The 25,010-nt window shown below is 68.5% G+C and carries 23 protein-coding genes; 15 read left to right on the forward strand and 8 right to left on the reverse strand.

The features are described 5' to 3' along the window. Positions 1–6: 6 nt before the first annotated feature. The 3 genes from purL to dapA are packed head-to-tail and all read right to left on the reverse strand — an operon-like array spanning position 7 to position 5,385. Complete coding sequence (gene purL / locus V6X30_RS06290) at positions 7–3,897, reverse strand: phosphoribosylformylglycinamidine synthase (protein ID WP_367983771.1); 3,891 nt, start codon at positions 3,895–3,897, stop codon at positions 7–9. Between the two features lie 4 nt (positions 3,898–3,901). Continuing rightward, positions 3,902–4,513 (reverse strand): hypothetical protein, encoded by a 612-nt coding sequence (locus V6X30_RS06295; protein WP_367983772.1) that lies wholly within the window; start codon positions 4,511–4,513, stop codon positions 3,902–3,904. Continuing rightward, a complete protein-coding gene (gene dapA / locus V6X30_RS06300) occupies positions 4,510–5,385 on the reverse strand; it encodes a 4-hydroxy-tetrahydrodipicolinate synthase (protein WP_367983773.1) in 876 nt (291 codons plus the stop codon). The genes V6X30_RS06295 and dapA overlap by 4 nt, the downstream gene beginning before the upstream one ends. A gap of 139 nt (positions 5,386–5,524) precedes the next feature. On the opposite strand from dapA, the gene V6X30_RS06305 reads away from it, so the two are divergent. Genes V6X30_RS06305 through V6X30_RS06315 form a run of 3 tightly spaced genes read left to right on the forward strand, consistent with a single transcriptional unit; the run spans position 5,525 to position 7,832 of the window. After that, positions 5,525–6,058 (forward strand): glycine cleavage system protein R, encoded by a 534-nt coding sequence (locus tag V6X30_RS06305; protein ID WP_367983774.1) that lies wholly within the window; start codon positions 5,525–5,527, stop codon positions 6,056–6,058. A 4-nt stretch (positions 6,059–6,062) separates the two neighbouring features. Then, positions 6,063–6,539, forward strand: coding sequence for a peroxiredoxin (locus V6X30_RS06310; RefSeq protein WP_367983775.1), 477 nt, complete (start codon positions 6,063–6,065; stop codon positions 6,537–6,539). Positions 6,540–6,548: 9 nt separating this feature from the next. Beyond that, positions 6,549–7,832: a PhoH family protein gene (locus tag V6X30_RS06315; RefSeq protein WP_367983776.1), complete on the forward strand. Its 1,284-nt coding sequence runs from the start codon at positions 6,549–6,551 to the stop codon at positions 7,830–7,832. Between the two features lie 30 nt (positions 7,833–7,862). Here V6X30_RS06315 and V6X30_RS06320 read toward each other — a convergent pair whose 3' ends face one another. After that, the gene (locus V6X30_RS06320; RefSeq protein WP_367984552.1) at positions 7,863–8,987 is read right to left on the reverse strand and encodes an AI-2E family transporter; all 1,125 of its coding nucleotides are present in this window, start codon (positions 8,985–8,987) and stop codon (positions 7,863–7,865) included. A gap of 101 nt (positions 8,988–9,088) precedes the next feature. Between V6X30_RS06320 and V6X30_RS06325 the strand changes: the two genes are divergently transcribed. The 4 genes from V6X30_RS06325 to rbsK are packed head-to-tail and all read left to right on the forward strand — an operon-like array spanning position 9,089 to position 13,337. After that, positions 9,089–10,528 (forward strand): M48 family metalloprotease, encoded by a 1,440-nt coding sequence (locus tag V6X30_RS06325; protein ID WP_367983777.1) that lies wholly within the window; start codon positions 9,089–9,091, stop codon positions 10,526–10,528. A 51-nt stretch (positions 10,529–10,579) separates the two neighbouring features. Beyond that, entirely contained in the window at positions 10,580–11,407 is an 828-nt protein-coding gene (locus tag V6X30_RS06330; RefSeq protein ID WP_367983778.1) for a poly(R)-hydroxyalkanoic acid synthase subunit PhaE, read from the forward strand. Next, the gene (locus V6X30_RS06335; RefSeq protein ID WP_367983779.1) at positions 11,404–12,414 is read left to right on the forward strand and encodes an alpha/beta fold hydrolase; all 1,011 of its coding nucleotides are present in this window, start codon (positions 11,404–11,406) and stop codon (positions 12,412–12,414) included. Before V6X30_RS06330 ends, V6X30_RS06335 begins: the two co-directional genes overlap by 4 nt. 2 nt (positions 12,415–12,416) lie before the next feature. Then, on the forward strand, positions 12,417–13,337 hold the full coding sequence (gene rbsK, locus V6X30_RS06340) for a ribokinase (protein ID WP_367983780.1): 921 nt from the start codon (positions 12,417–12,419) through the stop codon (positions 13,335–13,337). Between the two features lie 448 nt (positions 13,338–13,785). Here the strand turns inward: rbsK and phbB are convergent, their stop codons facing one another. The 4 genes from phbB to pabB form a co-directional block, all read right to left on the reverse strand. Next, positions 13,786–14,532: an acetoacetyl-CoA reductase gene (phbB, locus tag V6X30_RS06345; RefSeq protein ID WP_367983781.1), complete on the reverse strand. Its 747-nt coding sequence runs from the start codon at positions 14,530–14,532 to the stop codon at positions 13,786–13,788. Between the two features lie 193 nt (positions 14,533–14,725). Beyond that, positions 14,726–15,268 (reverse strand): polyhydroxyalkanoate synthesis repressor PhaR, encoded by a 543-nt coding sequence (gene phaR, locus V6X30_RS06350; RefSeq protein WP_367983782.1) that lies wholly within the window; start codon positions 15,266–15,268, stop codon positions 14,726–14,728. A 17-nt stretch (positions 15,269–15,285) separates the two neighbouring features. Further along, complete coding sequence (locus V6X30_RS06355) at positions 15,286–16,464, reverse strand: acetyl-CoA C-acetyltransferase (RefSeq protein WP_367983783.1); 1,179 nt, start codon at positions 16,462–16,464, stop codon at positions 15,286–15,288. Between the two features lie 45 nt (positions 16,465–16,509). After that, positions 16,510–17,934: an aminodeoxychorismate synthase component I gene (gene pabB / locus V6X30_RS06360; protein WP_367983784.1), complete on the reverse strand. Its 1,425-nt coding sequence runs from the start codon at positions 17,932–17,934 to the stop codon at positions 16,510–16,512. 53 nt (positions 17,935–17,987) lie between these two features. Between pabB and V6X30_RS06365 the strand changes: the two genes are divergently transcribed. The 8 genes from V6X30_RS06365 to tolB all read left to right on the forward strand — a co-directional run bounded on the left by V6X30_RS06365 (position 17,988) and on the right by tolB (position 24,925). Then, positions 17,988–18,731 carry a YebC/PmpR family DNA-binding transcriptional regulator gene (locus tag V6X30_RS06365; protein WP_367983785.1) on the forward strand — a complete coding sequence of 248 codons (744 nt, stop codon included), beginning with the start codon at positions 17,988–17,990 and terminating at the stop codon, positions 18,729–18,731. 6 nt (positions 18,732–18,737) lie between these two features. After that, a complete protein-coding gene (gene ruvC, locus V6X30_RS06370; RefSeq protein WP_367983786.1) occupies positions 18,738–19,250 on the forward strand; it encodes a crossover junction endodeoxyribonuclease RuvC in 513 nt (170 codons plus the stop codon). Between the two features lie 18 nt (positions 19,251–19,268). After that, positions 19,269–19,874 carry a Holliday junction branch migration protein RuvA gene (ruvA, locus tag V6X30_RS06375; RefSeq protein WP_367983787.1) on the forward strand — a complete coding sequence of 202 codons (606 nt, stop codon included), beginning with the start codon at positions 19,269–19,271 and terminating at the stop codon, positions 19,872–19,874. A gap of 24 nt (positions 19,875–19,898) precedes the next feature. Then, on the forward strand, positions 19,899–20,942 hold the full coding sequence (ruvB, locus tag V6X30_RS06380; RefSeq protein ID WP_367983788.1) for a Holliday junction branch migration DNA helicase RuvB: 1,044 nt from the start codon (positions 19,899–19,901) through the stop codon (positions 20,940–20,942). A gap of 97 nt (positions 20,943–21,039) precedes the next feature. Continuing rightward, positions 21,040–21,810, forward strand: coding sequence for a protein TolQ (tolQ, locus tag V6X30_RS06385; protein WP_367983789.1), 771 nt, complete (start codon positions 21,040–21,042; stop codon positions 21,808–21,810). Between the two features lie 41 nt (positions 21,811–21,851). After that, entirely contained in the window at positions 21,852–22,256 is a 405-nt protein-coding gene (gene tolR / locus V6X30_RS06390; RefSeq protein WP_367984553.1) for a protein TolR, read from the forward strand. Next, positions 22,253–23,248 carry a cell envelope integrity protein TolA gene (gene tolA / locus V6X30_RS06395; RefSeq protein WP_367983790.1) on the forward strand — a complete coding sequence of 332 codons (996 nt, stop codon included), beginning with the start codon at positions 22,253–22,255 and terminating at the stop codon, positions 23,246–23,248. Before tolR ends, tolA begins: the two co-directional genes overlap by 4 nt. Before the next feature lie 300 nt (positions 23,249–23,548). After that, a complete protein-coding gene (gene tolB, locus V6X30_RS06400; RefSeq protein WP_367983791.1) occupies positions 23,549–24,925 on the forward strand; it encodes a Tol-Pal system beta propeller repeat protein TolB in 1,377 nt (458 codons plus the stop codon). The last annotated feature ends 85 nt before the right edge of the window (positions 24,926–25,010 follow it).

Consider the following 25,010-nt stretch of genomic DNA (forward strand, 5'->3'; position numbering starts at 1 on the left):
CGCTCGTCAGCCGAGCGCGCGGCGGGCGTTACGGAACAGGCGCATCCAGGGGGCGTCCTCGCCCCACTCCGCCGGGGACCAGGCATGCTGGATGGTGCGGAAGACCCGCTCGGGGTGCGGCATCATGATGGTCACCCGGCCGTCCTCGTTGCACAGGCCCGTCACGCCCAGTGGCGAGCCGTTGGGGTTGGCCGGGTAGTGCGCCGCGGGCTCGTCGCCGCCGTCGATATAGCGCAGCCCGACCAGATCCGCCGCCATGGCCTTGCGCGGCCCACCATCGGCGGCGAACACCGCCCGCCCCTCACCATGGGCGACGACGATGGGCAGGCGTGAACCGGCCATGTCGCCCAGCATGAGCGAGCGCGAGGGCAGCACCTCCACCTGCGAGAGGCGGGCCTCGTACTGCCGTGACCGGTTGGCATGAAAATCCGGCCAAAGGCTGGTGCCGGGGATGATCTCGCGCAGCGCCGAGAGCATCTGACAGCCATTGCAGACACCCAGCGCCAGGGTGTCGGGGCGGGCGAAAAAGCCCTCAAAGGCCTCGCGCAGCGTGGGGTTGAACAGAATCGTCCGCGCCCAGCCCTGACCCGCGCCGAGCACGTCACCGTAGGAGAAGCCGCCGCAGGCCGCCAGCGCCTGGCAGTCCTGCAGCCGCAAGGGGTCAGCCATCAGATCGGTGGTATGCAGATCCAGCGGCTCGAAGCCGGCGCGCTCGAAGGCCGCCGCCATCTCGATATGGCTGTTGACCCCCTGCTCGCGCAGCACGGCCACCCGCGGCCGGACCCCGGTGTTGATGAGCGGCGCCACCACGTCCTCCGCCGGGTCGAAGGAGAGCTCGGCGCGCAGCCCGGGGTCCTCGCGATCGGCGATGGCGGCATGGGCCTCGTCGGCGCAGTCAGGATCGTCACGCAGTGCCTGGAGATGGTGGCTTGTCTCGTGCCAGACCTGCTCCAGCGCGCCCAGCGGCTCGTCGAACACCACCGCGCCGTGATGGCGGATGACCAGATGCGCGCCCTCGGTGGGCCGGCCAATGCGATGCAGACGATTGCCGATGCCGGCCCTGTCAAAGGCGGCCTCAACCGCCTCGCGGTCGGCTTCAGCCACCTGCAGCACCACGCCGAGCTCCTCGGCGAAGGCGGCAGCGAGCGGATCATCCGCCAGCCCGGAGCAGTCCACGGCCAGTCCGCAGCGACTGGCGAAGCCCATCTCGGCAAGGGTCACCAGCAGCCCGCCATCAGAGACATCATGCAATGCCGCGAGGCGTCCGCCCTCGAGCAGTGCCTGCACCGTATCGAAGCCGACGCGGAACGCCGCCGGGTCATCCAGGTCGGGCGCCTCGTCACCGAGCTGGCCATAGACCTGCGCCAGCGCCGAGCCACCGAGGCGTCGGCCCCCACCCAGATCCAGCAGGTACAGGTGACTGCCCGGATCGGCCACCAGCTCGGGCGTCACGCCAAGGCGCGCATCCGCCACCGGCGCGAAGGCCGAGACCACCAGGGTGAGCGGCGAGATCACCGCCCGTTCCTCGCCGTCCGCGGCCCAGACCGTTTTCATCGACAGCGAGTCCTTGCCCACTGGAATGGCGATGCCAAGCTCGGGGCAGAGCGCGCGGCCAACGGCCGCCACGGTGTCGTAGAGACGGGCATCCTCGCCGGGATGATTGCAGGCGGCCATCCAGTTCGCCGACAGGTTCACCTCGCGCAGGCGGCCCACCGGCGCGCCCATGAGATTGGTCAGCGCCTCGCCGATCGCCATGCGACCGGAAGCGGGGGCATCCAGCAGCGCCACGGGACTGCGCTCGCCCATGGCCATCGCCTCACCGCGGTAGCCGCTGTAATCCCCCAGGGTCATGCCGTAGTCGGCCACCGGCACCTGCCAGCGCCCGACCATCTGATCGCGGGCGGTGAGCCCGGTGACCGTGCGGTCGGCAATGGTGATCAGGAATTCCTTGCTGGCCACGGTGGGCAGGCGAAGCACCCGTTGCGCCGCCTCGGCCAGGCTCACCCTGAGCAGCCCCAGCGGCTGGCGCGGCGGCGCGACGTGCTCGACCTCGCGGCGCATCTTCGGCGGCTTGCCGAGGAGCAGGTCCATGGGGATGTTGACCGGGTAGTTGTCGAACTCGCCATCGCCAAGGATCAGATCGCGCTCCTCGCTGGCCTCCCCGACCACGGCGAAGGGCGCCCGCTCGCGCTCGCAGAGCGCCTGGAAGGCCTCGAGCCGCTCGCCATCCAGGGCCAGGACGTAGCGCTCCTGGGCCTCGTTGCACCAGATCTCCAGCGGCGAGAGCCCCGCCTCCGCGCAGGGGATGGTGCGCAGTTCCATGCGCCCGCCGCGGTCGGAGTCGTCGAGCAGCTCGGGCAGGGCATTGGAGAGCCCGCCGGCGCCGACATCGTGGATAGCGATAATCGGGTTGTCATCGCCGAGCCGCCAGCAGGCATCGATCACCTCCTGGCAGCGACGCTCCATCTCAGGGTTGCTGCGCTGCACGGAGGCAAAATCCAGCGCCTCGGCACTCTGCCCGCTCGCCACCGACGAGGCCGCACCGCCGCCGAGGCCGATGAGCATCGCCGGGCCGCCTAGCACCACCAGCGGCGATCCCGGCGGTGCCATGCCCTTGTCGACCTGACCCGGGCGGATCGCCCCCATGCCACCGGCGATCATCACCGGCTTGTGATAGCCACGGATCTCATCGCCACGCGGGCCGGGCACGCGCTGCTCGTAGGTGCGGAAATAACCGCAGAGCTGGGGGCGGCCGAACTCGTTGCCGTAACGGGCGGCGCCAATCGGCCCGTCGAGCATGATCTCCAGCGCCGAGGCCATCCGCCCCGGGCGGCCATGATCCACCTCCCAGGGCTGCTCGGCGCCGGGAATGCGCAGGTTGGACACGGAAAACCCCGCCAGACCGGCCTTGGTCCGCGCGCCGCGCCCGGTCGCTCCCTCGTCACGGATCTCGCCACCCACGCCGGTGGCGGCGCCGGCGAACGGCGAAATCGCCGTCGGGTGGTTGTGGGTCTCCACCTTCATCACCAGATGGGCGGGCTCGCGGATATGCCGATAGACGCCGTCGGCGCCGGGGAAGTAGCGATCCACCTCGCCACCGGCCACCACCGCGGCGTTGTCACTGTAGGCGGACAGCACGCCCTCGGGCCGGCTCGCATGGGTGTGGCGGATCATCGAGAAGAGCGATTCCGGCATCGACTCGCCATCGATCACCCAATCGGCATTGAAGATTTTGTGCCGGCAGTGCTCGGAGTTGGCCTGGGCGAACATCATCAGCTCGACATCGGTGGGATTACGGCCGAGCGTCTGGTAGTTCTCCACCAGATAGTCGCGTTCGTCATCCGAGAGCGCCAGCCCCAGCTCGGTGTCCGCCGCGCCCAGCGCCTCGGCGCCCCCGCCCAGCAGGTCGATGGTCCGCAGCGGGCGCGGTGCATGCTCGGCGAAAAGCCCCTCGGCCTCGTCCAGATCGCCCAGCACCGACTCGGTCATGCGATCGTGCAGGGCCGCCGCCAGTGCCGGTCGATCGCGCGGATCCAGCGCGTCGCCAGCGGCGTCGGTGAGCGTGTAGAGCGTGCCCCGCTCGAGCCGGCGGATCGAAGTCAGCCCGCAGTGATCGGCGATGTCGCCGGCCTTGCTGGCCCAGGGCGAGAGGGTACCGAGCCGGGGGACCACGATCAGCGCCGGCCCGTCGGCGTCGCGGCTCTCATCCAGCGGATGTGCCCCCAGCAGGGCGCACAGGCGGGTGTGATCCGTCGCGGTCAGGGCGCGCTCCGGATCCACAAAATAGATCGTGCGCGCATGAATCGCCGCCGCGGCCGGTTCCGCGACCCGAGCCTGCTGCAAAAGGCGCGCGTCACGCACCGGTTCACGGGGCGCATCGGCAAGGAAAATCAGCATGGCGTCAGGGCTTCAGTTGTTCGGCCAGAACGGCAAGGACCTGGCGGCTGGGCCCCGTGGGGGCCGGCTCACCCTCGAGGGTCTGCACACTCACCCGCGTGCCCTTGCCGCGCTCCACCACCGCGATGCGATAGTCCCGCGGTACTGGCTGCGAATCGTCCTGCCAGAAAGCCAGTGAACCGAGGAAACCATCTCCGCCACCGTCTCCGCGCGCCGACTCGTCATCGACGATCGCGCTGTCGTAGCGAATGAGGTGGATGTACTCCGACCGCTCGGAACTCACCAGTTCGAAACCGCTGCGATCCAGCGCCCGGCCCACGATGGCCCAGCCCGCCTCGAGCGGCAGCCCCAGGTCCAGAACGGGGCGGCCATCGACATAGGCCAACGCCGACTCGGGATCGGTTTCGACGGCCGCACCGACAACCTCCACATCACCGCCATCGGCGCCGGTCGCAGTCCCGCTCCGGTCCGACGAGGATCTCACCTGCGCATCGGAGAGGACGTCAGGCGGCTGGGCAAGTCGCTCGGCAAGGCGCTCCGACTCAGTGGGCTCGCCACCGATCCAGCTACAGCCGGCGAGCAACGCCGCCAGCGTCATGACAGCCAGATGCCTCACAGTGCGTCCGCCAGCTTCAGGGCCTGCCGCACGGTCTCGTGATACTGCTCGGAGAGCGGTGTCATGGGCAGGCGCATGCCCGGCCCGATCAGGCCCATCTCCTGCAGCGCCCATTTCACCGGGATCGGGTTGGTCTCGAGGAAGAGCGCGTTATGCAGCGCCGCGAGGCGCGCGTCCAGTGCCTCGGCTTCGGTCTGATCCCCGGCCAGCGCCGCGGCGCACATCCGGTGCATGAGCCCCGGGGCGACATTGGCGGTCACCGACACGCACCCCTTGGCGCCGGCGTTCATCAGCGCCAGATTGCGGGCATCCTCGCCGCAGTAGACATCAATACGGTCGCCGCAGCGCTCGATGATCTCCTCGGCGCGCTCGAGACTGCCCGAGGCCTCCTTGATGCCGACGATGTTCGCGGTATCGGCCAGCCGATCGACGGTCTCCGGCAGCAGATCAACGCCGGTGCGCCCCGGCACGTTGTAGAGGATCTGCGGCATCGGCACGGCATCGGCGACATGGCGGAAGTGCTGGTAGAGCCCTTCCTGGGTGGGCTTGTTGTAATACGGAGTGACCAGCAGTGCCGCTTCGCAGCCCGCCTCCAGCGCGCACTCGGTAAGCTGCCGCGCCTCCCAGGTGGAGTTCGCCCCGCAGCCGCCCATCACCGTGATCCGACCGGCGGCGATTTCCACGGTGCGGCGCATGACATGGCAGTGCTCTTCGTGGTCGAGGGTGGCCGACTCACCGGTCGTGCCCACCGCGACGATGGCGTCGGTGCCGCTCGCGATATGAAATTCCACCAGCCGCTCGAGACCCGCCTCGTCCAGGGCCCCGTCCTCATGCATGGGTGTCACCATTGCGACCATGCTGCCCTGGAACATCGCCAAATCCCCTTAAGCTGCGGTAATGCGCGGATGTTAGCCCTGCACCACGGGACTGACAAGCCGAGTACCATCGGCACCGTGCTACACTCCGGGCCCTTGTTCACGGGGTGTCAGCGAGACAGCGTCGGGCAGCGTCATGCAGAAGAATTTCCTGGTCATCTCCGCGCTGGGCGAGGATCGCCCGGGGCTGGTCAATGAACTCTCGCAACTGATCTCGGAGACCGGCTGCAGCATCGAGGACAGCCGCATGACCGTGCTCGGCGGCGATTTCGCCATTGCCATGCTGGTCGAAGGCCGCTGGAACGAACTGGCCAAGCTAGAGGCCGGCCTGCCCTCCGCCGGACGCCGCCTGGGACTCAGCGTGCAGGCGCGACGCACCCACCCGGGCGCCCCCGCCGCCAATCTGCTGCCCTACAGCGTCGAGGTGGTGTCGGTGGACCATCCGGGCATCGTCCACCAGCTCGCCAACTTCTTCGCCAGCCGCGAGATCAACATCCGCGATCTGACCACCAGCACCTATGCGGCCGCACACACCGGCACCCCGATGTTCCAGGTGCAGATGACCATCGATGTCTCCGCCGCGCTGCATATCGCCCGGCTGCGCGAGGAATTCATGGACCTGTGCGACCAGTTGAACCTTGACGCCATCATCGAACCGCTGAGGCAGTAATCCCATGACCGATCTATCCCTGAACCAGCCTGTCCCCGACTTCGAGCGCCCCACCGACACCGGTGAGAACTGGCGGCTTGCCGACCAGCAGGGCCGCTGGGTGGTGCTCTACTTCTTCCCCAAGGCGAGCACGCCGGGCTGCACCGTCGAGAGCGAGGCATTCCGCGATCTCGACCCGCGCTTCAATGCCATGAACGCGCAGGTGGTAGGCATCTCCCGCGACGGGCCGAAGGCGCTCGCCAACTTCCGCGCCAAGCACGACTTCCCCTTCCCGCTGCTGAGCGACAAGGACGAGTCGGTGTGCAACCTCTTCGGCGTCATGAAGGATAAGGTGATGTTCGGCAAGCCCGCCCGCGGCATCGAGCGCAGCACCTTTTTGATCGACCCCGAGGGCACGCTGCGCGAGGAATGGCGCAAGGTGAGCGTTGAGGGTCATGCCGAGGCCGTGCTCAACGCACTGGCTGAAAAGCAGAAGGCCTAGCGCCCCGGCATGCGCCGCGCCTGCCTGCTCGACACCTCGGTGCTGCTGCACGACCCGGCCGCACTGTTCCGATTCGGCGAACAGGACATCTACCTGCCGCTGGCGGTACTGCATGGCCTGGACGCGGCGCGCCATGGCAACAGCGAAGAGGCGCGCAATGCCCTGCAGGCGGCACGCTTTCTCGACGAGCGCCTGGCCGGCATCGCCCCACGCGAACTGGAGCGCGGCCTGCCGCTGGGCGAGGGCCTGGGCCGGCTCTACTTTCTCACCGAAGGCGATGCCGAGCACCCCACCCCGGTGCTGGCCGCCGCCCAGACCCTCACGCGCACCCATCCCGATGTCCACGTCACCGTTGTGGCCCGGGACATCAATCTGCGCATCCAGGCGAGCGTGCTCGGCCTGCACGCCACCGATCACGAGAGTGAGGCGCCGCTGGATGACCCGGATCTGCTGCCCGGGGGCATTCATGCGATTGCCCCGCAGGCCGATCCGGCCACCGCCGCCGACGAGCTGGCCGCCCGGCCCAATGAGTTCCTGGTCCAGGAGACGACGGCATGGCGACTGCAGCCCGATGCCGAGGGCCGGCTCCAGCTCACCCCGGTCACCGACTATGGGCCCGACGGCGAGTCGGTCTGGGGCATTCACGCCCGCAACCAGCAGCAGGCCCTCGCGCTCAACCTGCTCATGGACCCCTCGGTCGACCTGGTCACGCTGCTCGGCCCGGCCGGCACCGGCAAGACGCTGCTCACCCTCGCCGCGGGCCTCGCGCAGACCCTCGAGGCGCAGCACTACGACGAAATCCTCATGACCCGGGCCACGGTCGCCATCGGCGAGGATATCGGCTATCTGCCGGGCACCGAGGAGGAGAAGATGACGCCCTGGATGGGGGCGCTGATGGACAACCTCGAGATCCTGAGCGCCCCGGCCAGCGGCGCCGGCGGCGGCAGCCGCTGGGGACAGGCGGCCACGCAGGATCTGCTCCAGAGCCGCATCCGCATCCGCTCGCTCAACTTCATGCGCGGGCGCACCCTGCTCAATCGCTACATGGTGCTGGACGAGGCCCAGAACCTCACCCCGCAGCAGATGCGCACCCTCATCACCCGCGCCGGCCCCGGCACCAAGATCGTCTGCCTGGGCAACATCGCGCAGATCGACACACCGTGGCTGACCCCCACCACCTCCGGGCTCACCTATCTGGTCCGGCGCTTCCGGGACTGGCCCCATGGCGCCCATCTCACGCTCACCCGCGGCGAGCGCTCCCGCCTTGCCGCCCACGCCAGCGACGTGCTCTGATGATGTTTGCCGAGGGCGGCTGAGCCGGCGCTAGCGCTCGTCCGCCCCCTCGCTGACACCGGCGATCGCCGGGTCGTCGGTGGCCTCTTCAAGCATTTCTTCATCCAGCGCGGCCCGCGGCCAGGCGTTGATCACGGCCTGAATGAGGTTGGCGAGCGGGATGGCGAAGAAAACGCCCCAGAAGCCCCAGATCCCGCCGAAGACGAGGATGGCGATGATGATCGCCACCGGGTGCAGGTTGACTGCCTCGGAGAAGAGCAGCGGTACGAGTACATTGGCGTCGATGGCCTGGATGATGGCGTAGGCGATCAGCACCCACATGAACTCGCTGCTCGCGCCGAACTGGAAGTAGGCGACGATGGCGATGGGCAGTGTCACCACGATCGCGCCGACGTAGGGGATGATCACCGAGAGCCCGACCAGCAACGCCAGGAGCATGGCGAACTCCAGCCCCAGGAAAAGGAAGGTCATGTAGCTGCCGAACCAGACGATCACCACCTCGACGAACTTGCCCCGCACATAGTTGCCGATCTGCAGGTCCACCTCGTGCCAGACCGACACCACCAGCCCGTGGTGGCGGGGCAGGAAACGGCCCATCCAGCCGAGGATCTTCGACTTGTCCCACAGGAAGAAGAAAATCAGCACGGGCAGCAGCACCGCATAGACCACCAGGGTGATCACCATCACCACCGAGGCCAGCGAGAACGACGAGGCCAGCGCGCGCACGTAGCCGACGGCCTCGCGACGGATGGTATCCAGCAGCGCGGCGACCTGATCGGTGGAGAAATACTCCGGATAGCGCTCCGGCAAGCGAAGGAGTGCACGCTGGCCCTGCTCGAGCATGGCCGGGAGATTCTCGACGAGCTGGATGACCTGATTGACGATGGTCGGCAGCAGCGTCAACAACGTCGCCGCCAGGCAGACCATGAACACCAGATAAACGCCCACCACCGCAATGCGACGGCCGACGCCATAGCGCACCAGGGCGCGCACCAGCCCCTCAAGCAGATAGGCGAGCACGATAGAGGCGAACACCGGCACCAGCATACTGCCGAGGAAGGTCACCACCGCCAGCCCGACCAGCAGCAGAACGGCCAGGCCCACCACCTGTGGATCACTCAGATGACGGCGAATCCATTCACGGATCGGATACATGGGCGTGGACACGGCAACCTCCTGCAAGCGGGCTATACTCTCCCATACTACGGGGCCGGAGGGGAACGCGGCGGCGCTGCCACGAGTCCAACAAGATTGTCATGACGCGATTTGCGCCCATCCAATCATGCCTCGCCGGGTTGCTGGCGCTGGCCCTCGCCCCGGCACTGGCCGGCGCGCAGGGGCTTGACCTGTCCCTGCCGGATCTCGGCGACCCGTCCAGCGAGGTCCTGCCGCCCAGCGAGGAGGCGCGCATTGGCCAGGAGATGATGCGCGAGATCCGCGGTGAAGTGGAGCTGATCACCGACCCGTCGATCAACGCCTACATCCGTGATCTGGGGGCGCGCATCGCCGTTGCCAGCGACATGCCCGCCACCGAATTCCGTTTCTTCGTGGTCGATGACCCACGTATCAATGCCTTCGCCATGCCCGGCGGCTACGTCGGCGTGCATAGCGGACTGATCACCGCCGCTCGCGACGAAAGTGAGCTGGGGGCGGTCATTGCCCATGAACTCTCGCATGTCACCCAGCGGCATATCGCACGGCGCCTTGCCGCCTCCGAGCAGACCAGCCTGCGCACCGCCGCCCTGGTGCTGGCCGGGCTTCTCATCGGCTCCCAGAACCCCCAGGCGGGCATGGCCGCCGCCACCACCGGCATGGCGAGCGGCATCGACAGCCAGCTCGCCTACTCCCGCGATCACGAGCGTGAGGCCGATCGCGTGGGGATGCGCATCCTCTCCCGTGCGGAACTCGACCCCATGGGCATGCCCGAATTCTTCCAGGTCCTTCTCAATGACAACCGCTATCGCTCGCAGCCACCGGCGTTCCTCAGCACCCATCCCCTCACCCAGGCGCGCATCGCCGATGCCCGCGCCATGGCCGACGAGCTGAAACCCGAGCGCGTATTCGAGAGTCCGGATTTCGCCTATGTGCGGGCGCGCCTGGCGGTGCTCGTGGCGGACAACCCGGATCAGGCGCGCAACATCTTCCAGGCTCGGGTCGCGTCTGAGGCCACGCCGGGCGATCGCTATGGGCTCGCCACCGCGCTCGTACGCAGTGGCGATCCCGCCCGGGCGACGACGATCTTCGAGGGCCTGGATGAGGCGCGGGGCGAGCACGAGATGCTCTACCTGGGGCTGGCCGAGGCGGCGCTGGCGGAGAACCGTGTCGATGACGCGCTGGGACGGATCGATGCGGGGCTCAGTCTCTTTCCCGACAGCGTCGGGCTGCAGGTCACCCGTATCGACGCGTTGCTGCGCGAGGACCGCGCGCGCAAGGCCCTCGCGCTGACCCGTAACCTCACCCACGAACATCCCAAGGCGCCAGGCATCTGGGAGCTGCATGCCCGAGTGGCCAGCGCCGCCGCCGACCCGGCGGAATCGGCGCTCGCCATGGCCCACTACTACGCCGTGCAGGGCGATCTGCGCGCGGGCCTCTCGCAACTGCGTCGGGTGGATCCTGCCAGTGCCAGCGCCAGTCAACGCTCCCGCGCCAACGCCCTGCGCGACCGCTGGGAGTCACGCCTCACGCCACCTGGCTGATTTCCGCCGCCGGCACAGTGTTAGCATAGCCGCGGGTCAAGGGGAGGATGGATGGCCGGCAACGGGGCAAGCGATCAGGGCAATACCAGGGCGGCGGACTGGATGGCGTGGCTGCACGAACTCCAGGGCGACACCGACCCCCTCGGCGTGCGTGCGCTACTCACACGCAGCGCCATGGCCCTGGATGAGGCACGCACCCCCGCCGAGGCCGTCCAACGCCTGATTGAAGTCATCGAGGCAGAACGCGCGCAGCGCGAGGCCGGCGGCGAACGCCTGGGCGCCCTGCTCGGCGGATGGGCGGAGACCCTGCGGGTGATCGGGCCGATGCTGCCCGATGCGACCGCTACCGATTTCCCGAGCCTCGGCCCCTATCCACGCCAGCAGGCCCAGGTCCGCGCCCTCGCCGAGCAGGCCGAGGCCTATCAGGCCGCGCTCGCCCGGCACCTCGACTCGGTGACGCGCCTTGCCGAGGAGTGTACCGCCGCCTTCCGCGATGAGCTCGCCGCCGATGGGGACCGGACCGAGGCCGATAACGCCGCGGCCGCCGCCGCGCGCCTCGACCCGGAGACCTTCACCGCGCGCTGGTCGGCGATCGCCGAGCCCCGCTACGAGGCCTGGCTCGCCGAGCCCGACACCCAGGCCCGCATCGCCACGCTGATCAACGCCTGGAGCCGGCTGGTGCAGACCTTTCGCGAGCTCGCCGACGAGCTCCTCGAGGGCATGGGCCTGCCCTCCGCCCGCGGCCTCGATGACCTCGCCGCCGAGCTGCAGCGCCAGCGCCGGCGGCGGCGCGAAGAGACCGCCGAGCTGCGCGCCGAGATCGCCGAGCTGCGCGCCGAGCTGCGCGGCCATGACGGCAGCGCCTCGTCCACGCCATGACCCGCACGGCTCCGCAGACCGATCTCCAGCGCGCACTGAGCCGTGCCGCCCGGCTCGGTGCGCGCACCGAGCCCACTACCGCCAGCGAACCGGTCAGCGAGACGGATAACGCCACGCTGCATCGCTACGGCAACCCGGACCATCCACCGCTCGTCATCGTCTACTCGCTGGTCAACCGGCCGGCCATTCTCGATCTCAGCCCCGAGCGCTCGGTCATCCGTCGGCTCACCGACGGCGGCTACTGCGCCTATCTCATCGCCTGGCATCCACCGGGCGTCGCGCGGCGCTATCTCGGCCTTGCCGATTACATCCTTGGCGATATCGCCGATGCCGTCGCCTGGGTAAGCCGTCGGCACGGGGCCCCGCCCCACCTGCTCGGCGTCTGCCAGGGGGGTGTGCTGGCGCTCTGTCATGCGGCACTGGCGCCGGCGAGCGTGCGTAGCCTCACCACCCTCGCCACCCCAGTGGACACCGGCACGGCCAACGACCGCCTTGCCGAGCTCGCCCGCCGCGTCGACTTTGACGATCTGGTCGCCGCCACCGGCAATGTCACCGGGCCCGGCCTCGCCACGGTTTTCGCCTGCCTCAAGCCCTTTGCCCTCGGCCCGCAGCGCTACGGCAGCCTGGCGGCGCTGGCCGACGCCGATGATGACGAACTCGATGCCTTCATGCGCATGGAGCGCTGGATGTACGATGGCCCGGATCTCGCCGGCCGGGCGTTCGCGGAATTCGCCCGCGATGTCTATCAGCACAATGCCCTCGTCCATGGCCGTCTGGTCCTCGACGGCCAGCCCGTGCACCTCGGCGACATTACCGCCCCGGTGTTCAATGCCTGGGCCGAGCACGATCATCTGGTCCCGCCGGACGCCGCCCGCGCCCTCAGCGATCATCTCGCTGGGGCCTGCGAGACACAGAGCATCCCCGGCGGGCACCTGGGGCTTTTCATCGGTGGCCGGGCGCACAAGATGCTCTACCCGGTCCTCATCGAGTGGTTAAGGAGTCAATAACCATGCCCCGCGTCACCGTTCTCGGCCTCTTCTGTGCCGACCTGATCGCCCGCACGTCGCGCATGCCCGTCTGGGGGGAGACCCTGCATGGCCGGGGTTTTCGCCTGATGGCCGGCGGCAAGGGCTCGAACCAGGCCATCGCTGCTGCCCGCCAGGGCGCCGAGGTGACCTTCATCAGCCGGCTGGGCGATGATGCCTTCGCTCCCATCGCCCGCGATCTCTATGCCCGCGAGGGGGTCGATGCCAGCCATGTTGGCACCGATCCGGAAGCGCCCACCGGCACGGCGACCATCCTTGTGGACGATGACCGGGGCGATAACGCCATCGTGATCGATCCTGGCGCCTGCGAGCGCCTCACCACCGCCGACGTCGACGCCGCGGAGTCCCAGATCGCCGAGTCCGCGGTGTTCATCTCGCAACTGGAGCTGCCGCTCGAGATCTGCCAGCACGGCATGATGCTGGCCCGCCGGCATGGCGTGCCGGTCATTCTCAACCCGGCACCGGCCCGCCCCCTGCCCGCGACGATGTTCGAGGACCTCGACTATCTCACCCCCAATGAATCGGAGGCTGCGCTGCTGGTGGGGCATGCGGTGGAGACCGATGCCGAGGTCGAAGCCGCGGCGGCCACCCTGCGCGGCCGCGGCGTCCGGAATGTGCTGATCACCCTGGGCGAGCGCGGCGTCTACGTCGACGGTGAGACGTTCCAGGGCGTGGTGCCGGCCATCGCCGTGGACCGGGTGGTGGATACCATCGGCGCCGGCGATGCCTTCAACGGCGCACTGGCCGCCGCACTCGCCGAAGGACTGGATCTCCCCGCCGCCGCGCGTCGCGCCTGTGCCACCGCCGGGCTGTCGGTGACTCGCCCCGGCGCCGCCCCCGCGGTGCCGACACGCGCCGAGGTGGATGCGGCACTGAGGAGTTAGGCAAAGACGGCCATCCCCGTGATGCGGTGCGTCAACGAAAGCGCTTGCGTCGGCTGGAACAGCCCATTACTTTAATCAATCACAACGATAGAGCGCCAAGAGGAGGAGCGGGTCAAGCGCACCGGTGAGCGATCATCAGAAAGTGTGCAGAGCCCCCGAATAAAGCACCCCGCAACGAGGGTGCACTTCCCTCGGGAGACCTGGTCTCCCATTTTTTCGGCCGATATTGTTGCGCCGCATCACGCACAACCTCCTCTTTTCTTTCCCCATCTTTCATCAGGCGCTCAGCCAAACGGACGAGAACACTCGCCCAGGCGACCCGGCTGGCGGGAGCGACGGGCGTATGCGTGATGGGGATCTAAGCGTCGGGTGGGATGCGAGGGCAGGCCCGAGGCCGGGGCCGAAGCCGGGGCTCGAGGCCCGGGAAGCCCCCGGGCCCCTCAGACGGTCAGAAGCTGCAGAACAGGGCGCCGTTCACCGGCACGTTCGCGCCGTTGATGTAGCCTGCCTCATCGGCGGTGAGAAAGCCCACGGTCCGGGCGATGTCCTCCGGGCGACCCATATCGCCGGCGGGGATCTGGCCGATGATCGCCTCGCGGACCTTGTCCGGCATGGCATCGGTCATGCTCGTCTTGATGTATCCCGGCGAGACCGTATTGGCCGTGACGCCCTTGGGCGCCCCTTCCTTGGCCAGCGCCATGGTGAAGCCGTGCATGCCCGCCTTGGCCGCGGAGTAGTTGGTCTGACCGAACTGGCCGGTCTGGCCATTGACCGAAGAGATGTTCACCACGCGGCCGAAGCCCTGTTCGCGCATGCTGGCGACGAACTGGCGGGTGACGTTGAACACACCGCTCAGGTTGATATCGATCACCTGCTCCCAGTGCTCGGCCGCCATCTTGTGCAGGAAGGCATCGCGCGTGATGCCGGCCACGTTGACGAGGATCTCCACCTCGCCGAAACGCGAGCGAACGTCCTCGGCCATCGCCACACAGGCCTCGTGGTCACTGACATCGCACTGTACCCAGTGGGCATCGATACCCTCACCGCGCAGCGTCTCGGCCCAGGCCTCGATGTTCTCGGCCTCGGGATCGACACAGGTGGTGACCACCCGACGCCCGTCCGCACCGAGCTGCCGGCAGATCGCCGTCCCGATGCCGCCTTCTCCCCCGGTTACCAAAGCCAGTCGCTGCGTCATGTTCAACCTCCGAGTGGGCTTGTGCGTCGCACAACAAAATGTTGCGCAGCATCATAGAGAGGCATAAAGGAGGGTGTCAACGCAACATGCGCGATGCTGCAGTACGGAAACCTGGCGCTGATAGCGCCCGGAAGAGCCCAAAAAATGACCGGCACGCGGCCGGTCATCTCAGGCACGGGGAACGGCTCGCGCCCTAACGCTTGCCGCTACTGCCGCGGGGCCGGCTGCCAGCGGATTGACCGCCGCCGGTGCCACCCGGCGCCTGGCCGTCGCCGTCACCGCCCGAGCCGTCTTCCTGCTCGGAGCGGAAACTGTCCATGGCCTGCTGCCACATCGACAGGTTCTGCTCGGTGATCTGCGAGAGGACCGTCATGGGATTGCTGGCATCCATGAACGTCCGGGCCCGCTCGCGCAGCGCCCGCTGCTGATCGGCCCAGAGCTCCATGCTCTTCTCCAGATAGCTGGTGAGCAGGCTCTGCATGTTGCCGCCGTAGGCGCGGATGATCTGGGCCAGCAGCTCGCTGGAGAAGATCGGCTCGCCGCCTTCCTCCTCCTCGCTGATGATCTGCAGCAGGATGGTCCGGGTCAGGTCCGTGCCGGTCTTGGCGTCGGTGACCTCGAAGTCCACGCCATCGAGCACCAGACCCTTCACATCCTCGAGCGTCACATAACTGCTGATGGCCGTGTCATACAGCCGGCGATTCGGGTACTTCTTGATCAGCCGCGTCTCAGCCATGGGTCTCTCCCCCCGGATTAGCGTTCCACCGCGAGCGCCACGCCCTGACCGCCGCCGATGCAAAGGGTCGCAAGACCACGATGGACATCCCGGCGGCGCATTTCATGCAGCAGCGTGACCAGAATACGCGCACCGGATGCGCCGATGGGGTGACCGATGGAAATCGCCCCACCGTTGACGTTGACCTTCTCGGTATCCCAGCCCAGGGCCTTGTTCACGGCAAGCGCCTGGGCCGCGAAGGCCTCGTTCGACTCGATGAGCTCCAGATCGTCCACCGTCCAGCCGGCGCGCTCGAGGCAGCGCTGGGTGGCCGGGATGGGACCACTGCCCATGATGTGCGGCTCGACCCCGGCATTGGCGTAGGCCTTGATCCGGGCAATGGGCTCGAGGCCGAGCGCCTTCGCGCGGCTCTCCGACATCATCAGCACCACGGCGGCGCCGTCATTGATGCCCGAGGCATTGCCCGCGGTGACCGTGCCTTCCTTGTCAAAGGCCGGCCGCATCTTCGCGAGGCCCTCGGCGGTGACCCCGTGGCGCGGGAACTCGTCGGTGTCGAAGACCACCGGATCGCCCTTGCGCTGGGGGATCTCCACCGGAATGATCTCGTCGTCAAAGCGACCGGCCTTCTGCGCGGCCTCGGCAAGCTGCTGCGAGCGCGCGGCGAACTCGTCCTGCGCCTCGCGGCTGATGTCGTACTCGCGGGCGAGATTCTCGGCGGTCACGCCCATGTGGTAGTTGTTGAAGACATCCCAGAGACCGTCCTTGATCATGGTGTCTTCCATCTTCCACGGGCCCATGCGCTGGCCCTTGCGGGAGTTCGGCAGGGCATGCGGCGCCTGGCTCATCGACTCCTGGCCACCGGCCAGCACGATGCCGGCATCCCCCATGGCGATGGCCTGAGTGGCCATGTGCGTGGCCTTGAGGCCACTGCCGCAGACCTTGTTGATGGTCATCGCCGGGGTGGTGACGGGCAGGCCGGCGTTGATCGAGGACTGCCGTGCGGGGTTCATGCCGCAGGCCGCGGTCAGCACCTGACCGAGGATGACCTCATCGATGGCCTCCGGCTCGACGCCGGCGCGCGCGAGCACGCCCTTGATGACCTGGGTGCCGATCTCTGATGCCGACAGTGGCGCGAGTGTGCCCCCGAAACTGCCGACCGCACTGCGTCCTGCTGCTGTAATGACCACGTCTTCCATCGAATCATCCTCCTCCACAACCGGAGTCGCTTACTCTCTTTTGCATCATACCAGCGCCGCGCCGTTGCTGCTTTGCAACAAGGTTGGCTGCGCCCCCTCGACCAGGCGACGGAACGCCACCGCCTTGGATTCGGTTTCATCGAACTCCGCCCGCGCCCGGGAGTCGACGACCACGCCACCGCCCGCGCGGTAGTCCAGCCAGCCCTCCCGGGCGGTCAGGGTGCGGATCGCGATGTTGGTGTCCATCGCCCCGTCGTGGCCGATATAGCCAATGGCCCCGCAGTAGACACCGCGTGGGCCCGCCTCGAGCTCGTCGATAATCTCCATGGCCCGCGACTTGGGCGCCCCGGTAATCGACCCGCCGGGCAGGCAGTCGCGCAGCAGATCCGCTGCCCCGCGCCCCGGCCCCAGCCGGCCGGTCACGACACTGACCATGTGGTGTACCGTGGCAAAGGACTCGAGCGCGAACAAGCGCGGCACCGTGACAGAACCGGTCTCACAGCCCCGCCCCAGATCATTGCGCAGCAGATCCACGATCATCACGTTCTCCGCCCGATCCTTGGCACTGGCCTGCAGGGCGGCCCGCACGGCGGCATCGCGGCGGGGATCCGCCTCGCGCCGGCGCGTGCCCTTGATCGGGCAGGTCTCGACCATGCCATCGCGAAGCTGCAGGAAGCGCTCGGGCGAACCACTCAGAATGGGTCCGCCGGGCAGATCCAGATAGGCGGCGAAGGGCCCGCCCGCACGGCCGCGGAAATCGGCGTAGACGCCGAGGGGATCGCCGCTGAAGGCCGCCTGCAGACGGCGGGCGAGGTTGATCTGATAGCAGTCACCGGCATGCAGATAGCGCTGCACCCGATCGAAGGCCCGGGCGTAGCCGTCGAACCCGGGCGTGGCGTCGACATCACTCTCGGCCTGCCAGCGATCGGGCTCGGCCCGGGGGCCGCGCTGCAGCCAGCCGGTAAGCCCCGGCGGTGGCTCGCCGGCAAGCCAGGCCCGTCCCGCGCGGTGGTCAATGACCAGCGCCCAGTCGTAGAGGCCCACCGCCATCTCCGGCATGCCGGCATCCGCCGGGGTCTGGCCCTGCAGGCGCCGGCCGAGCTCGTAGCCGAAATAGCCGATGGCCCCGCCGGCGAAGGGCGCCATGCCCGCCGGGCCGTCGCCCAGGTGGGCGTCAAGCAAAGAGAGCGGATCCCCGGTGCCCAGATCGCCTGCCGCCTCCGGCATCACCGCATCGGTTGCCTCGACACCGCCCGGTATCCAGCGCGTACGCCCGGCGCGGCTCACGAGCTGGCCCCGGGGGGCGGCACTCATGATGCTGTAGCGCCCGCCGGCCGCCCCGTCCAGCCACACCGGCGCCGGCATGCGCTCGCGCAGTGCCGCGAAGGTCGCGACCGGATCGTCGGGGAGTGGAAGCGGGATTTCGGCCATGTGCCCTGCCTGACCCGTCTGTGCGTGTTTTCCCGGCATGCTAATCTGCCATCTCCGGAAAGACTATCATTGCTTCTTCTAAGAGGGGGATCATGGCAGGGCATAGCAAGTGGGCCAACATCCAGCACCGCAAGAAGGCCCAGGACGCCAAGCGTGGCAAGATCTTCACCAAGATGATCCGCGAGATCACCGTCGCGGCCCGTCAGGGCGGGGATGACCCCGACGCCAACCCGCGCCTGCGTCTCGCCGTCGACCGCGCGCTCGCGGTGAACATGCCCAAGGACAAGATCGAGAAGGCCGCCGCCCGCGGCGCCGGCAATGACGACAGCGTGGCCTACGAGGAGGCCCGCTTCGAGGGCTACGGCCCCGGCGGCATCGCCATCATGGCCGACTGCATGACCGATAACCGCAACCGCACTGTGAGCGACATCCGCCACGCCTTCAACAAGCACGGCGGCAACCTCGGCACGGACGGCTGCGTGGCGTTCATGTTCCAGCAGCGCGGGGTGATGATCTTCCCACCCGAGACCGACGAGGACAGCCTCATGGAGGCCGCCCTGGAGGCCGGCGCCGAGGATGTCATCAGCAACGAGGACGGTTCGTTCGAAGTGCTCACCGCCCCGGAGGAGTTCACCCAGGTGCGCGACACGCTGGTGGCGGCGGGCTTCGAGCCGGCCGACGCCGAGGTGACCATGCGCCCGGAGAACACCACCGGTCTCGATGATGAGGAAGCCGGCAAGGCCGCGCGACTGATCGAACGGCTCGAGGATCTGGACGACGTCCAGCACGTCTACACCAACGCGGACATCCAGGCCGCCGCCTTCGAGGACGCCTGAGTCGGCATGCCGGGGGCAGGCGCTGAACGCCGGGTGCTGGGCATCGATCCGGGCTCGGTGCGCACCGGCTTTGGCATCATCGCCGTCGAGGGCAGCCAGACGCGCTATATCGCAAGCGGCGTCATCCAGGCCGGCACCGGGGCCTTCGCCGAGCGTCTGCACATCATCTTCCGCGGCCTCGCCGAGGTGATCGCCGAACATGCCCCCGGCGAGAGCGCGGTGGAAGAGGTCTTCGTCAATCGCAACGTGCAGTCCGCGCTCAAGCTCGGCCAGGCGCGGGGTGCCGCCATCTGTGCCTGCGCGAGCGCCGGGCTTGCCGTACACGAGTACAGCGCCCGGGCCGTCAAGCAGGCGCTGGTGGGGCGCGGCGGCGCGGACAAGGACCAGGTCGGCTACATGGTGCGCGCCATCCTGGCGCTGAAGGGGGCCGTGCGCGAGGACGCCGCCGATGCCCTCGCCGTCGCCCTCACCCATGTCCAGCAGGACCGATTCTCCGCCCGCCTCGCCGGGCAGCGCTAACCACGAGAGGCCGCCACCATGATCGGGCGTATCGCCGGAACCCTGCTCGAGAAACAACCGCCGCTGGTCCTGGTGGACGTGGGCGGGGTCGGCTACGAGCTCGAGGCCCCCATGTCCACCGTCTATCAGCTCCCCGCCACCGGCGAGGCGGTCACGCTGCGGGTCCACCAGGGCCTGCGCGACGAGGTCCCGGTGCTCTACGGCTTTCTCACCGAGGGCGAGCGCGGGCTCTTTAGGGCGCTGATACGGGTCAATGGCGTGGGCCCGAAAATGGCGCTCGCCATCCTCTCAGGCATCAGTGCCGAGGAATTCCGCCGCTGCGTCGAGCAGAAGGACACCGCCACCCTCACCCGGCTGCCCGGCATCGGCAAGAAGATCGCCGAGCGGCTGACCCTGGAGATGCAGGACCGGCTGGAGAGCCTCGGCGGCGGCATCGCAGCGACACCCGGCCCCGCCGGCATGGCCGCGGCCGCCGCGGTGCCCGACGACCCCATGGCCGAGGCGAGCGCCGCGCTGGTGGCGCTCGGCTACAAGCCCGCCGAGGCGCAGCGTCTGCTGAAGGGCCTTGAGGGTGATCACAGCGAACAGCTCATCCGCGCCGCCCTGCAAAAGGCGGTACGCTAGCGGCACGGATTAAGGCGAGAGGCAATGATCGACAACGACCGCATTATCGCCGGCACCGCCGCACCCGATGACGAGGCCGTGGACCGTGCCATCCGCCCGCGACGGCTCACCGACTACATCGGCCAGCAGGCGGTGCGCGAGCAGCTCGAGATCTTCATCGGCGCGGCCCGTGGCCGGGCCGAGGCGCTGGATCATGTGCTGGTGTTCGGCCCGCCCGGGCTCGGCAAGACCACGCTCGCGCACATCATCGCCCAGGAGCTCGGCGTGAACCTGCGCCAGACCTCGGGTCCGGTCATCGACCGACCGGGCGATCTGGCCGCACTGCTCACCAACCTCGAGCCGGGGGACGTGCTCTTCGTCGATGAGATCCACCGCCTCTCCGCGGTGGTCGAGGAAGTGCTCTACCCGGCGATGGAAGACCAGCAGATCGACATCGTGGTGGGCGAAGGCCCGGCGGCGCGCTCCATCAAGCTCGACCTGCCGCCCTTCACCCTGGTCGGCGCCACCACCCGCGCGGGGCTGCTCACCTCACCCCTGCGCGATCGCTTCGGCATCGTCCAGCGCCTCGAGTACTACTCGGTGGCGGAGCTCACCACCATCGTCAACCGCTCGGCCGGGCTGCTGGCCCTTGCCATCGACGAGGCGGGCGCCGGCGAGATCGCCCGCCGGGCCCGGGGCACGCCGCGCATCGCCAACCGGCTGCTGCGCCGGGTGCGCGACTATGCCGAGGTGCGGGCCGACGGGCATATCAACCGCGAGGTCGCTGCGGCGGCCATGGACATGCTCAAGGTCGATGACAACGGCTTTGATACCCAGGACCGACGCCTGCTGCTCGCCATCGTCGAGAAATTCGACGGCGGACCCGTGGGCGTGGAGAGCCTCGCGGCGGCCATCGGCGAGGAGCGCGGCACCATCGAGGATGTCATCGAGCCCTATCTCATCCAGCAGGGCTTTCTGCACCGCACGCCCCGGGGCCGCATGGCCACGCGCAGCGCCTATGCCCACCTTGGCGTAGCGCCACCGCCACGTATCGAGGACCCCACCGGCGAGCTCTTCGGCAGCGGCTGAGCGGTTGCGCACCTCAGGCCGGCCCGTTAGTGTTCTCTCTCACCGATCCGGCCCATCTGCACGGGATGGCTGGTATTTTCTGACCTGAAGGTGGCCGATGTCCGTTGATCTCTCCGTAACGCATCTGATCCTGGAGGCAAGCCTTGTCGTCCAGCTCGTGATGCTCATCCTGCTGGCGGCCTCGGTCGGCTCATGGGCCGTGATTTTCCGCAAGCTCCGGCAGCTCAGGCGCGCCCGCGACGGGGCCACCCGGTTCGAGGACAACTTCTGGTCCGGCGGCAACCTCACCGAGATCTACACCCGCTCGGAGCAGCCGGATATCGAGTCCGGCGGCATGGAGCGGATCTTCCGCGCGGGGTTCCGGGAGTTCAATCGCATGCGCAGGCAGAGCGCCGACCCCGACCCCACCATGGAAGGCGCGCAGCGGGCCATGCGCGTCGCGCTGAACCGAGAGATCGACCAGCTCGAGCAGTACGTTCCCTTCCTCGCCACGGTGGGCTCCACCAGTCCGTACATCGGGCTGTTCGGCACGGTCTGGGGCATCATGAATTCCTTCCTCGCGCTGGGCGCGATGCAGCAGGCGACCCTCGCCACAGTGGCACCGGGCATTGCCGAGGCGCTCATCGCTACGGCCCTCGGCCTGTTCGCCGCCATTCCCGCGGTCATCGCCTATAACCGCTTCTCCAACCAGTCCGAGCGCATGACCACCCGCTACGAGATGTTCATCGAGGAGTTCACCAGCATTCTGCAGCGACACCTGCATGGCCGCGCCGCCGGCGGGGCCAGCGCCGGTAGCGCCGCGGCCGGCGCAACGGGTGCGCACGCCGCCGGTGCGGGCGACGGCGATCCGGGAGCCACGCGCCCGTGAGCGTGAACGCCCCGCTGCGCCGCCGCAGCCGACGCCGCCCGATGGCGGAGATCAACGTCGTGCCCTACATCGACGTCATGCTGGTGCTGCTGGTCATCTTCATGGTCACCGCCCCGCTGCTCTACCAGGGCGTGGAGATCGACCTGCCGCAGTCCACCGCCGAGCCCATGCCACCCCAGGAGCAGGAGCCGGTGATCGTGGAGGTGGACCGGGACGGACGCTTTTACCTGAGCATCGGCGCACAGGCCGATGACGAGCCGGTCAGCGCCGAGGAGGTGGTGGTGAACGTCACCGCGGTCATGCGCGCCCAGCCCGATACCCCAGTCTTCGTGCGCGGCGATGGCGAAGTGGCCTACGCCCGGGTGATCGATGTCATGACCGCGCTGCAGGATGCCGGCGTACCCCAGGTGGGGCTGATGACCCAGCCCCCGGCCAGCGGTGGATGATGCGACTGGGCCGATCCGGAAGCGATGACGAGGCGCGCCCGGCGCACACCGGCGGCTTTCTTCGAGGCGGCGGCGCCGGCCGGGATATCGGTCTCTCGGTGGCGGCCCATGCCCTGCTGTTCGGGCTCTTCGCCCTGAGCTTCACCTTTGGCAGCGTCACCGACCAGGCCCGCCCCGGCACGGAGCAGGCCGTGCAGGCCGTGGCGGTGGACGAGGCCGAAGTCGAGGCGGCCATCGAGGCGCTGGAGGATCAGCAGCAGGCCGCGCAGCGCGAACGCCAGGAAGAACTCGAGCGGCTCGAGGCCGAGCGCGAGGCCGAGGCGGAACGCCTGGCCGCCGAGCGTGAGGCCGCCCAGGCGGCTGAAGAGGCCCGCCGTCAGGCCGAGGCCGAGGCACAGCGCCAACGCGAGGCGGCGGAACAGGCACGGCGCGAGGCCGAGGCGGCCGAGCAGGCCCGTCGCGAAGCGGAGGCACAGGCGCAGCGGGAAGCCGAGGAGCAGGCCCGGCGTGAGGCCGAGGAACAGGCTCGCCGCGAGGCCGAGGAAGAGGCGCGTCGTGAGGCCGAAGAGCAGGCCCGGCGCGAGGCCGAAGAGCAGGCGCAGCGGGAAGCGGAGGAACAGGCCCGTCGTGAGGCGGAGGAACGCGCCCGTCGCGAGGCCGAGGCGCAGGCGCGTGCCGAGGCCGAGGCGCAGGCCCGTCGTGTGGCCGAGGCCCGGGGCACCTTCGACGCCGCCATCCGGCAGAAAGTCGAGCGGGCCTGGAATCGTCCGGCGGGTATTCCCGAGGGACTGAGCTGTGTGGTCGCCGTACGTCTGGGCCCCGGCGGGACGGTGCTCTCCGCCCAGGTCGTGCGCAGCAGTGGCAACGCGGCCTTCGATCGCTCCGCCGAGACGGCCGTCCGCCGCGCCGACCCCCTGCCCATGCCCGACGAGCCCGCCCTCGCGGCGCCCTATCGTCAGGGCGTGGAACTGATCTTTGCGCCGGATGAGTAACGGTGCCGGGAGGCGCTGCGCCGTCACAGGGAGGAGAAGACATCCTGTCCGACGATTGGCGTGAACACGCCCACGACACACGGGCAATACACATGCCCGGCGCACACTCAAATGACACACGTTCATACACCGAAATCGTGTGCAGCCGGCGCGGAGAGGGGTACCAAAACCGACTGGGCGCCGCGCACCGACACGTCAATGTCCGGTAGCATGGCTGAACGACACAGGCCGGTCACGACACCAGCGCAGAATGGTCAACCAATCAGTAACCCGGGTTGCTGCAAAACCGGATTGAACGCTATGAGATCACCGACGCATCGCCCCTTCCATCCAGGCCCGCGCCGCTCCGGCGCCGAGCTCGCCAGCACGCTGCTGCTGAGCTTGCTGAGCGCACTGGCCGCGCTGACGGCCCTGGCCACGCTGTCCGCACTGAGCAGTCAGGCCAACGCCCAGGTCCGCATCGAGATCACCGGCGGCGAGGCGGCGGCACTGCCCATCGCGGTGGTCCCGTTCGCCGAGGAAGGCGTCGACCCGGGCATCGATGTTGCCGCGATCATCCGCGCCAATCTCTATCGCAGCGGCCTGTTCGATCCACTGGACCCGGCGAATCACCTCGGCACACCCGCCCGCTTCGAGGATGTGCGCTTTCGCAACTGGCGCGCCCTGGGGGCGGACACGCTGGTGGTCGGCAGCATCGCCCCGCTTGAGGGCGGCAACTACCGCGTGCGCTATGAGCTGCTCGATGTCTACGCCGGCGAGCGCATCGCCGGCCAGCGCTTTCGCGTCACGCCGGCGGGGCTGCGCAACCTCGCCCATACCATCAGCGATCAGATCTTCGAGGCCCTGATTGGCCGGCCCGGCGGTTTCAACACCCGCATCGCCTATATCGAGGAAGTCGGCCCGGTGGACGAGCGCGAGTACCGCCTGGTGGTGGCGGAGGCCGATGGCCACCGACCGCAGACCATCCTCACCTCCGATGAACCACTGATGTCACCGGACTGGTCCCCCGACGGCGAGCGCCTCGCCTATGTCTCCTTCGAGTCCGGCCGCAGTTCGCAGATCTTCGTGCAGAATGTGGCCACCGGTGAGCGGCGCGTGGTGGCGAGCTTCCCGGGGATCAACGGCGCCCCCTCGTGGTCGCCGGACGGCGAGCAACTGGCCATCACCCTCTCCCGAGGCGGCAACCCGGATATCTATCTGATCGACCCCGATGGCGAGGGCAGTGCCCGTCAGCTCACGCGCCATTTCGGCATCGATACCGAACCCACCTGGGCACCCGACGGCGAGTCGATCTATTTCACGTCCAACCGCGGTGGCAGCCCGCAGATCTACCGCATCCCCGTGCGCGGGGGCGATGCCGAGCGCGTGACCTTCGAGGGGCGCTACAACGCGAGCCCCAGCGTCTCGGATGACGGCCGCTTCCTCGCCTTCGTCAATCAGGACGGCGACGGATTCCGCATTGCGGTACAGGATCTCGAGCAGGGGTTCATGCGGGTCCTGACCGAAGGGCCGCTCGATGAGTCACCGAGCTTCTCGAGCAGTGGCAGCATGATCGCCTACACCCGCTCCACCGGCGAAGGCACCGAACTGGCCACCGTCTCGGTGTTCGGCCGGGTCCAGGGCGAGCTCACACGATTTGACAATACCGTGCGCGAGCCGGACTGGGGGCCGCTCTAAGCGGCCTCGACAGGATAAGGGAGTGGGAAAACGCTTTTCGTCCGCCCTTTTTCCGCTTTTAATAGGGACATCGACGCCCGGGTCA

This window comes from Spiribacter sp. 1M189 (genome assembly GCF_040838345.1).
Lineage (GTDB): Bacteria > Pseudomonadota > Gammaproteobacteria > Nitrococcales > Nitrococcaceae > Spiribacter > Spiribacter insolitus.

Bases quoted from the DNA above. Each gene is read 5' to 3' on its own strand.
- tolR (WP_367984553.1), top strand. From the start codon at position 21,852: ATGGCGGAGATCAACGTCGTGCCCTACATCGACGTCATGCTGGTGCTG.
- purL (WP_367983771.1), bottom strand. From the start codon at position 3,897: ATGCTGATTTTCCTTGCCGATGCGCCCCGTGAACCGGTGCGTGACGCG.
- tolB (WP_367983791.1), top strand. From the start codon at position 23,549: ATGAGATCACCGACGCATCGCCCCTTCCATCCAGGCCCGCGCCGCTCC.
- V6X30_RS06355 (WP_367983783.1), bottom strand. From the start codon at position 16,464: ATGGAAGACGTGGTCATTACAGCAGCAGGACGCAGTGCGGTCGGCAGT.
- phaR (WP_367983782.1), bottom strand. From the start codon at position 15,268: ATGGCTGAGACGCGGCTGATCAAGAAGTACCCGAATCGCCGGCTGTAT.
- pabB (WP_367983784.1), bottom strand. From the start codon at position 17,934: ATGCCGGGAAAACACGCACAGACGGGTCAGGCAGGGCACATGGCCGAA.
- ruvA (WP_367983787.1), top strand. From the start codon at position 19,269: ATGATCGGGCGTATCGCCGGAACCCTGCTCGAGAAACAACCGCCGCTG.
- ruvB (WP_367983788.1), top strand. From the start codon at position 19,899: ATGATCGACAACGACCGCATTATCGCCGGCACCGCCGCACCCGATGAC.
- V6X30_RS06335 (WP_367983779.1), top strand. From the start codon at position 11,404: ATGACCCGCACGGCTCCGCAGACCGATCTCCAGCGCGCACTGAGCCGT.
- V6X30_RS06320 (WP_367984552.1), bottom strand. From the start codon at position 8,987: ATGTATCCGATCCGTGAATGGATTCGCCGTCATCTGAGTGATCCACAG.
- V6X30_RS06365 (WP_367983785.1), top strand. From the start codon at position 17,988: ATGGCAGGGCATAGCAAGTGGGCCAACATCCAGCACCGCAAGAAGGCC.
- V6X30_RS06330 (WP_367983778.1), top strand. From the start codon at position 10,580: ATGGCCGGCAACGGGGCAAGCGATCAGGGCAATACCAGGGCGGCGGAC.
- phbB (WP_367983781.1), bottom strand. From the start codon at position 14,532: ATGACGCAGCGACTGGCTTTGGTAACCGGGGGAGAAGGCGGCATCGGG.
- dapA (WP_367983773.1), bottom strand. From the start codon at position 5,385: ATGTTCCAGGGCAGCATGGTCGCAATGGTGACACCCATGCATGAGGAC.
- V6X30_RS06325 (WP_367983777.1), top strand. From the start codon at position 9,089: ATGACGCGATTTGCGCCCATCCAATCATGCCTCGCCGGGTTGCTGGCG.
- tolA (WP_367983790.1), top strand. From the start codon at position 22,253: ATGATGCGACTGGGCCGATCCGGAAGCGATGACGAGGCGCGCCCGGCG.
- rbsK (WP_367983780.1), top strand. From the start codon at position 12,417: ATGCCCCGCGTCACCGTTCTCGGCCTCTTCTGTGCCGACCTGATCGCC.
- V6X30_RS06310 (WP_367983775.1), top strand. From the start codon at position 6,063: ATGACCGATCTATCCCTGAACCAGCCTGTCCCCGACTTCGAGCGCCCC.
- V6X30_RS06315 (WP_367983776.1), top strand. From the start codon at position 6,549: ATGCGCCGCGCCTGCCTGCTCGACACCTCGGTGCTGCTGCACGACCCG.
- ruvC (WP_367983786.1), top strand. From the start codon at position 18,738: ATGCCGGGGGCAGGCGCTGAACGCCGGGTGCTGGGCATCGATCCGGGC.
- V6X30_RS06305 (WP_367983774.1), top strand. From the start codon at position 5,525: ATGCAGAAGAATTTCCTGGTCATCTCCGCGCTGGGCGAGGATCGCCCG.
- tolQ (WP_367983789.1), top strand. From the start codon at position 21,040: ATGTCCGTTGATCTCTCCGTAACGCATCTGATCCTGGAGGCAAGCCTT.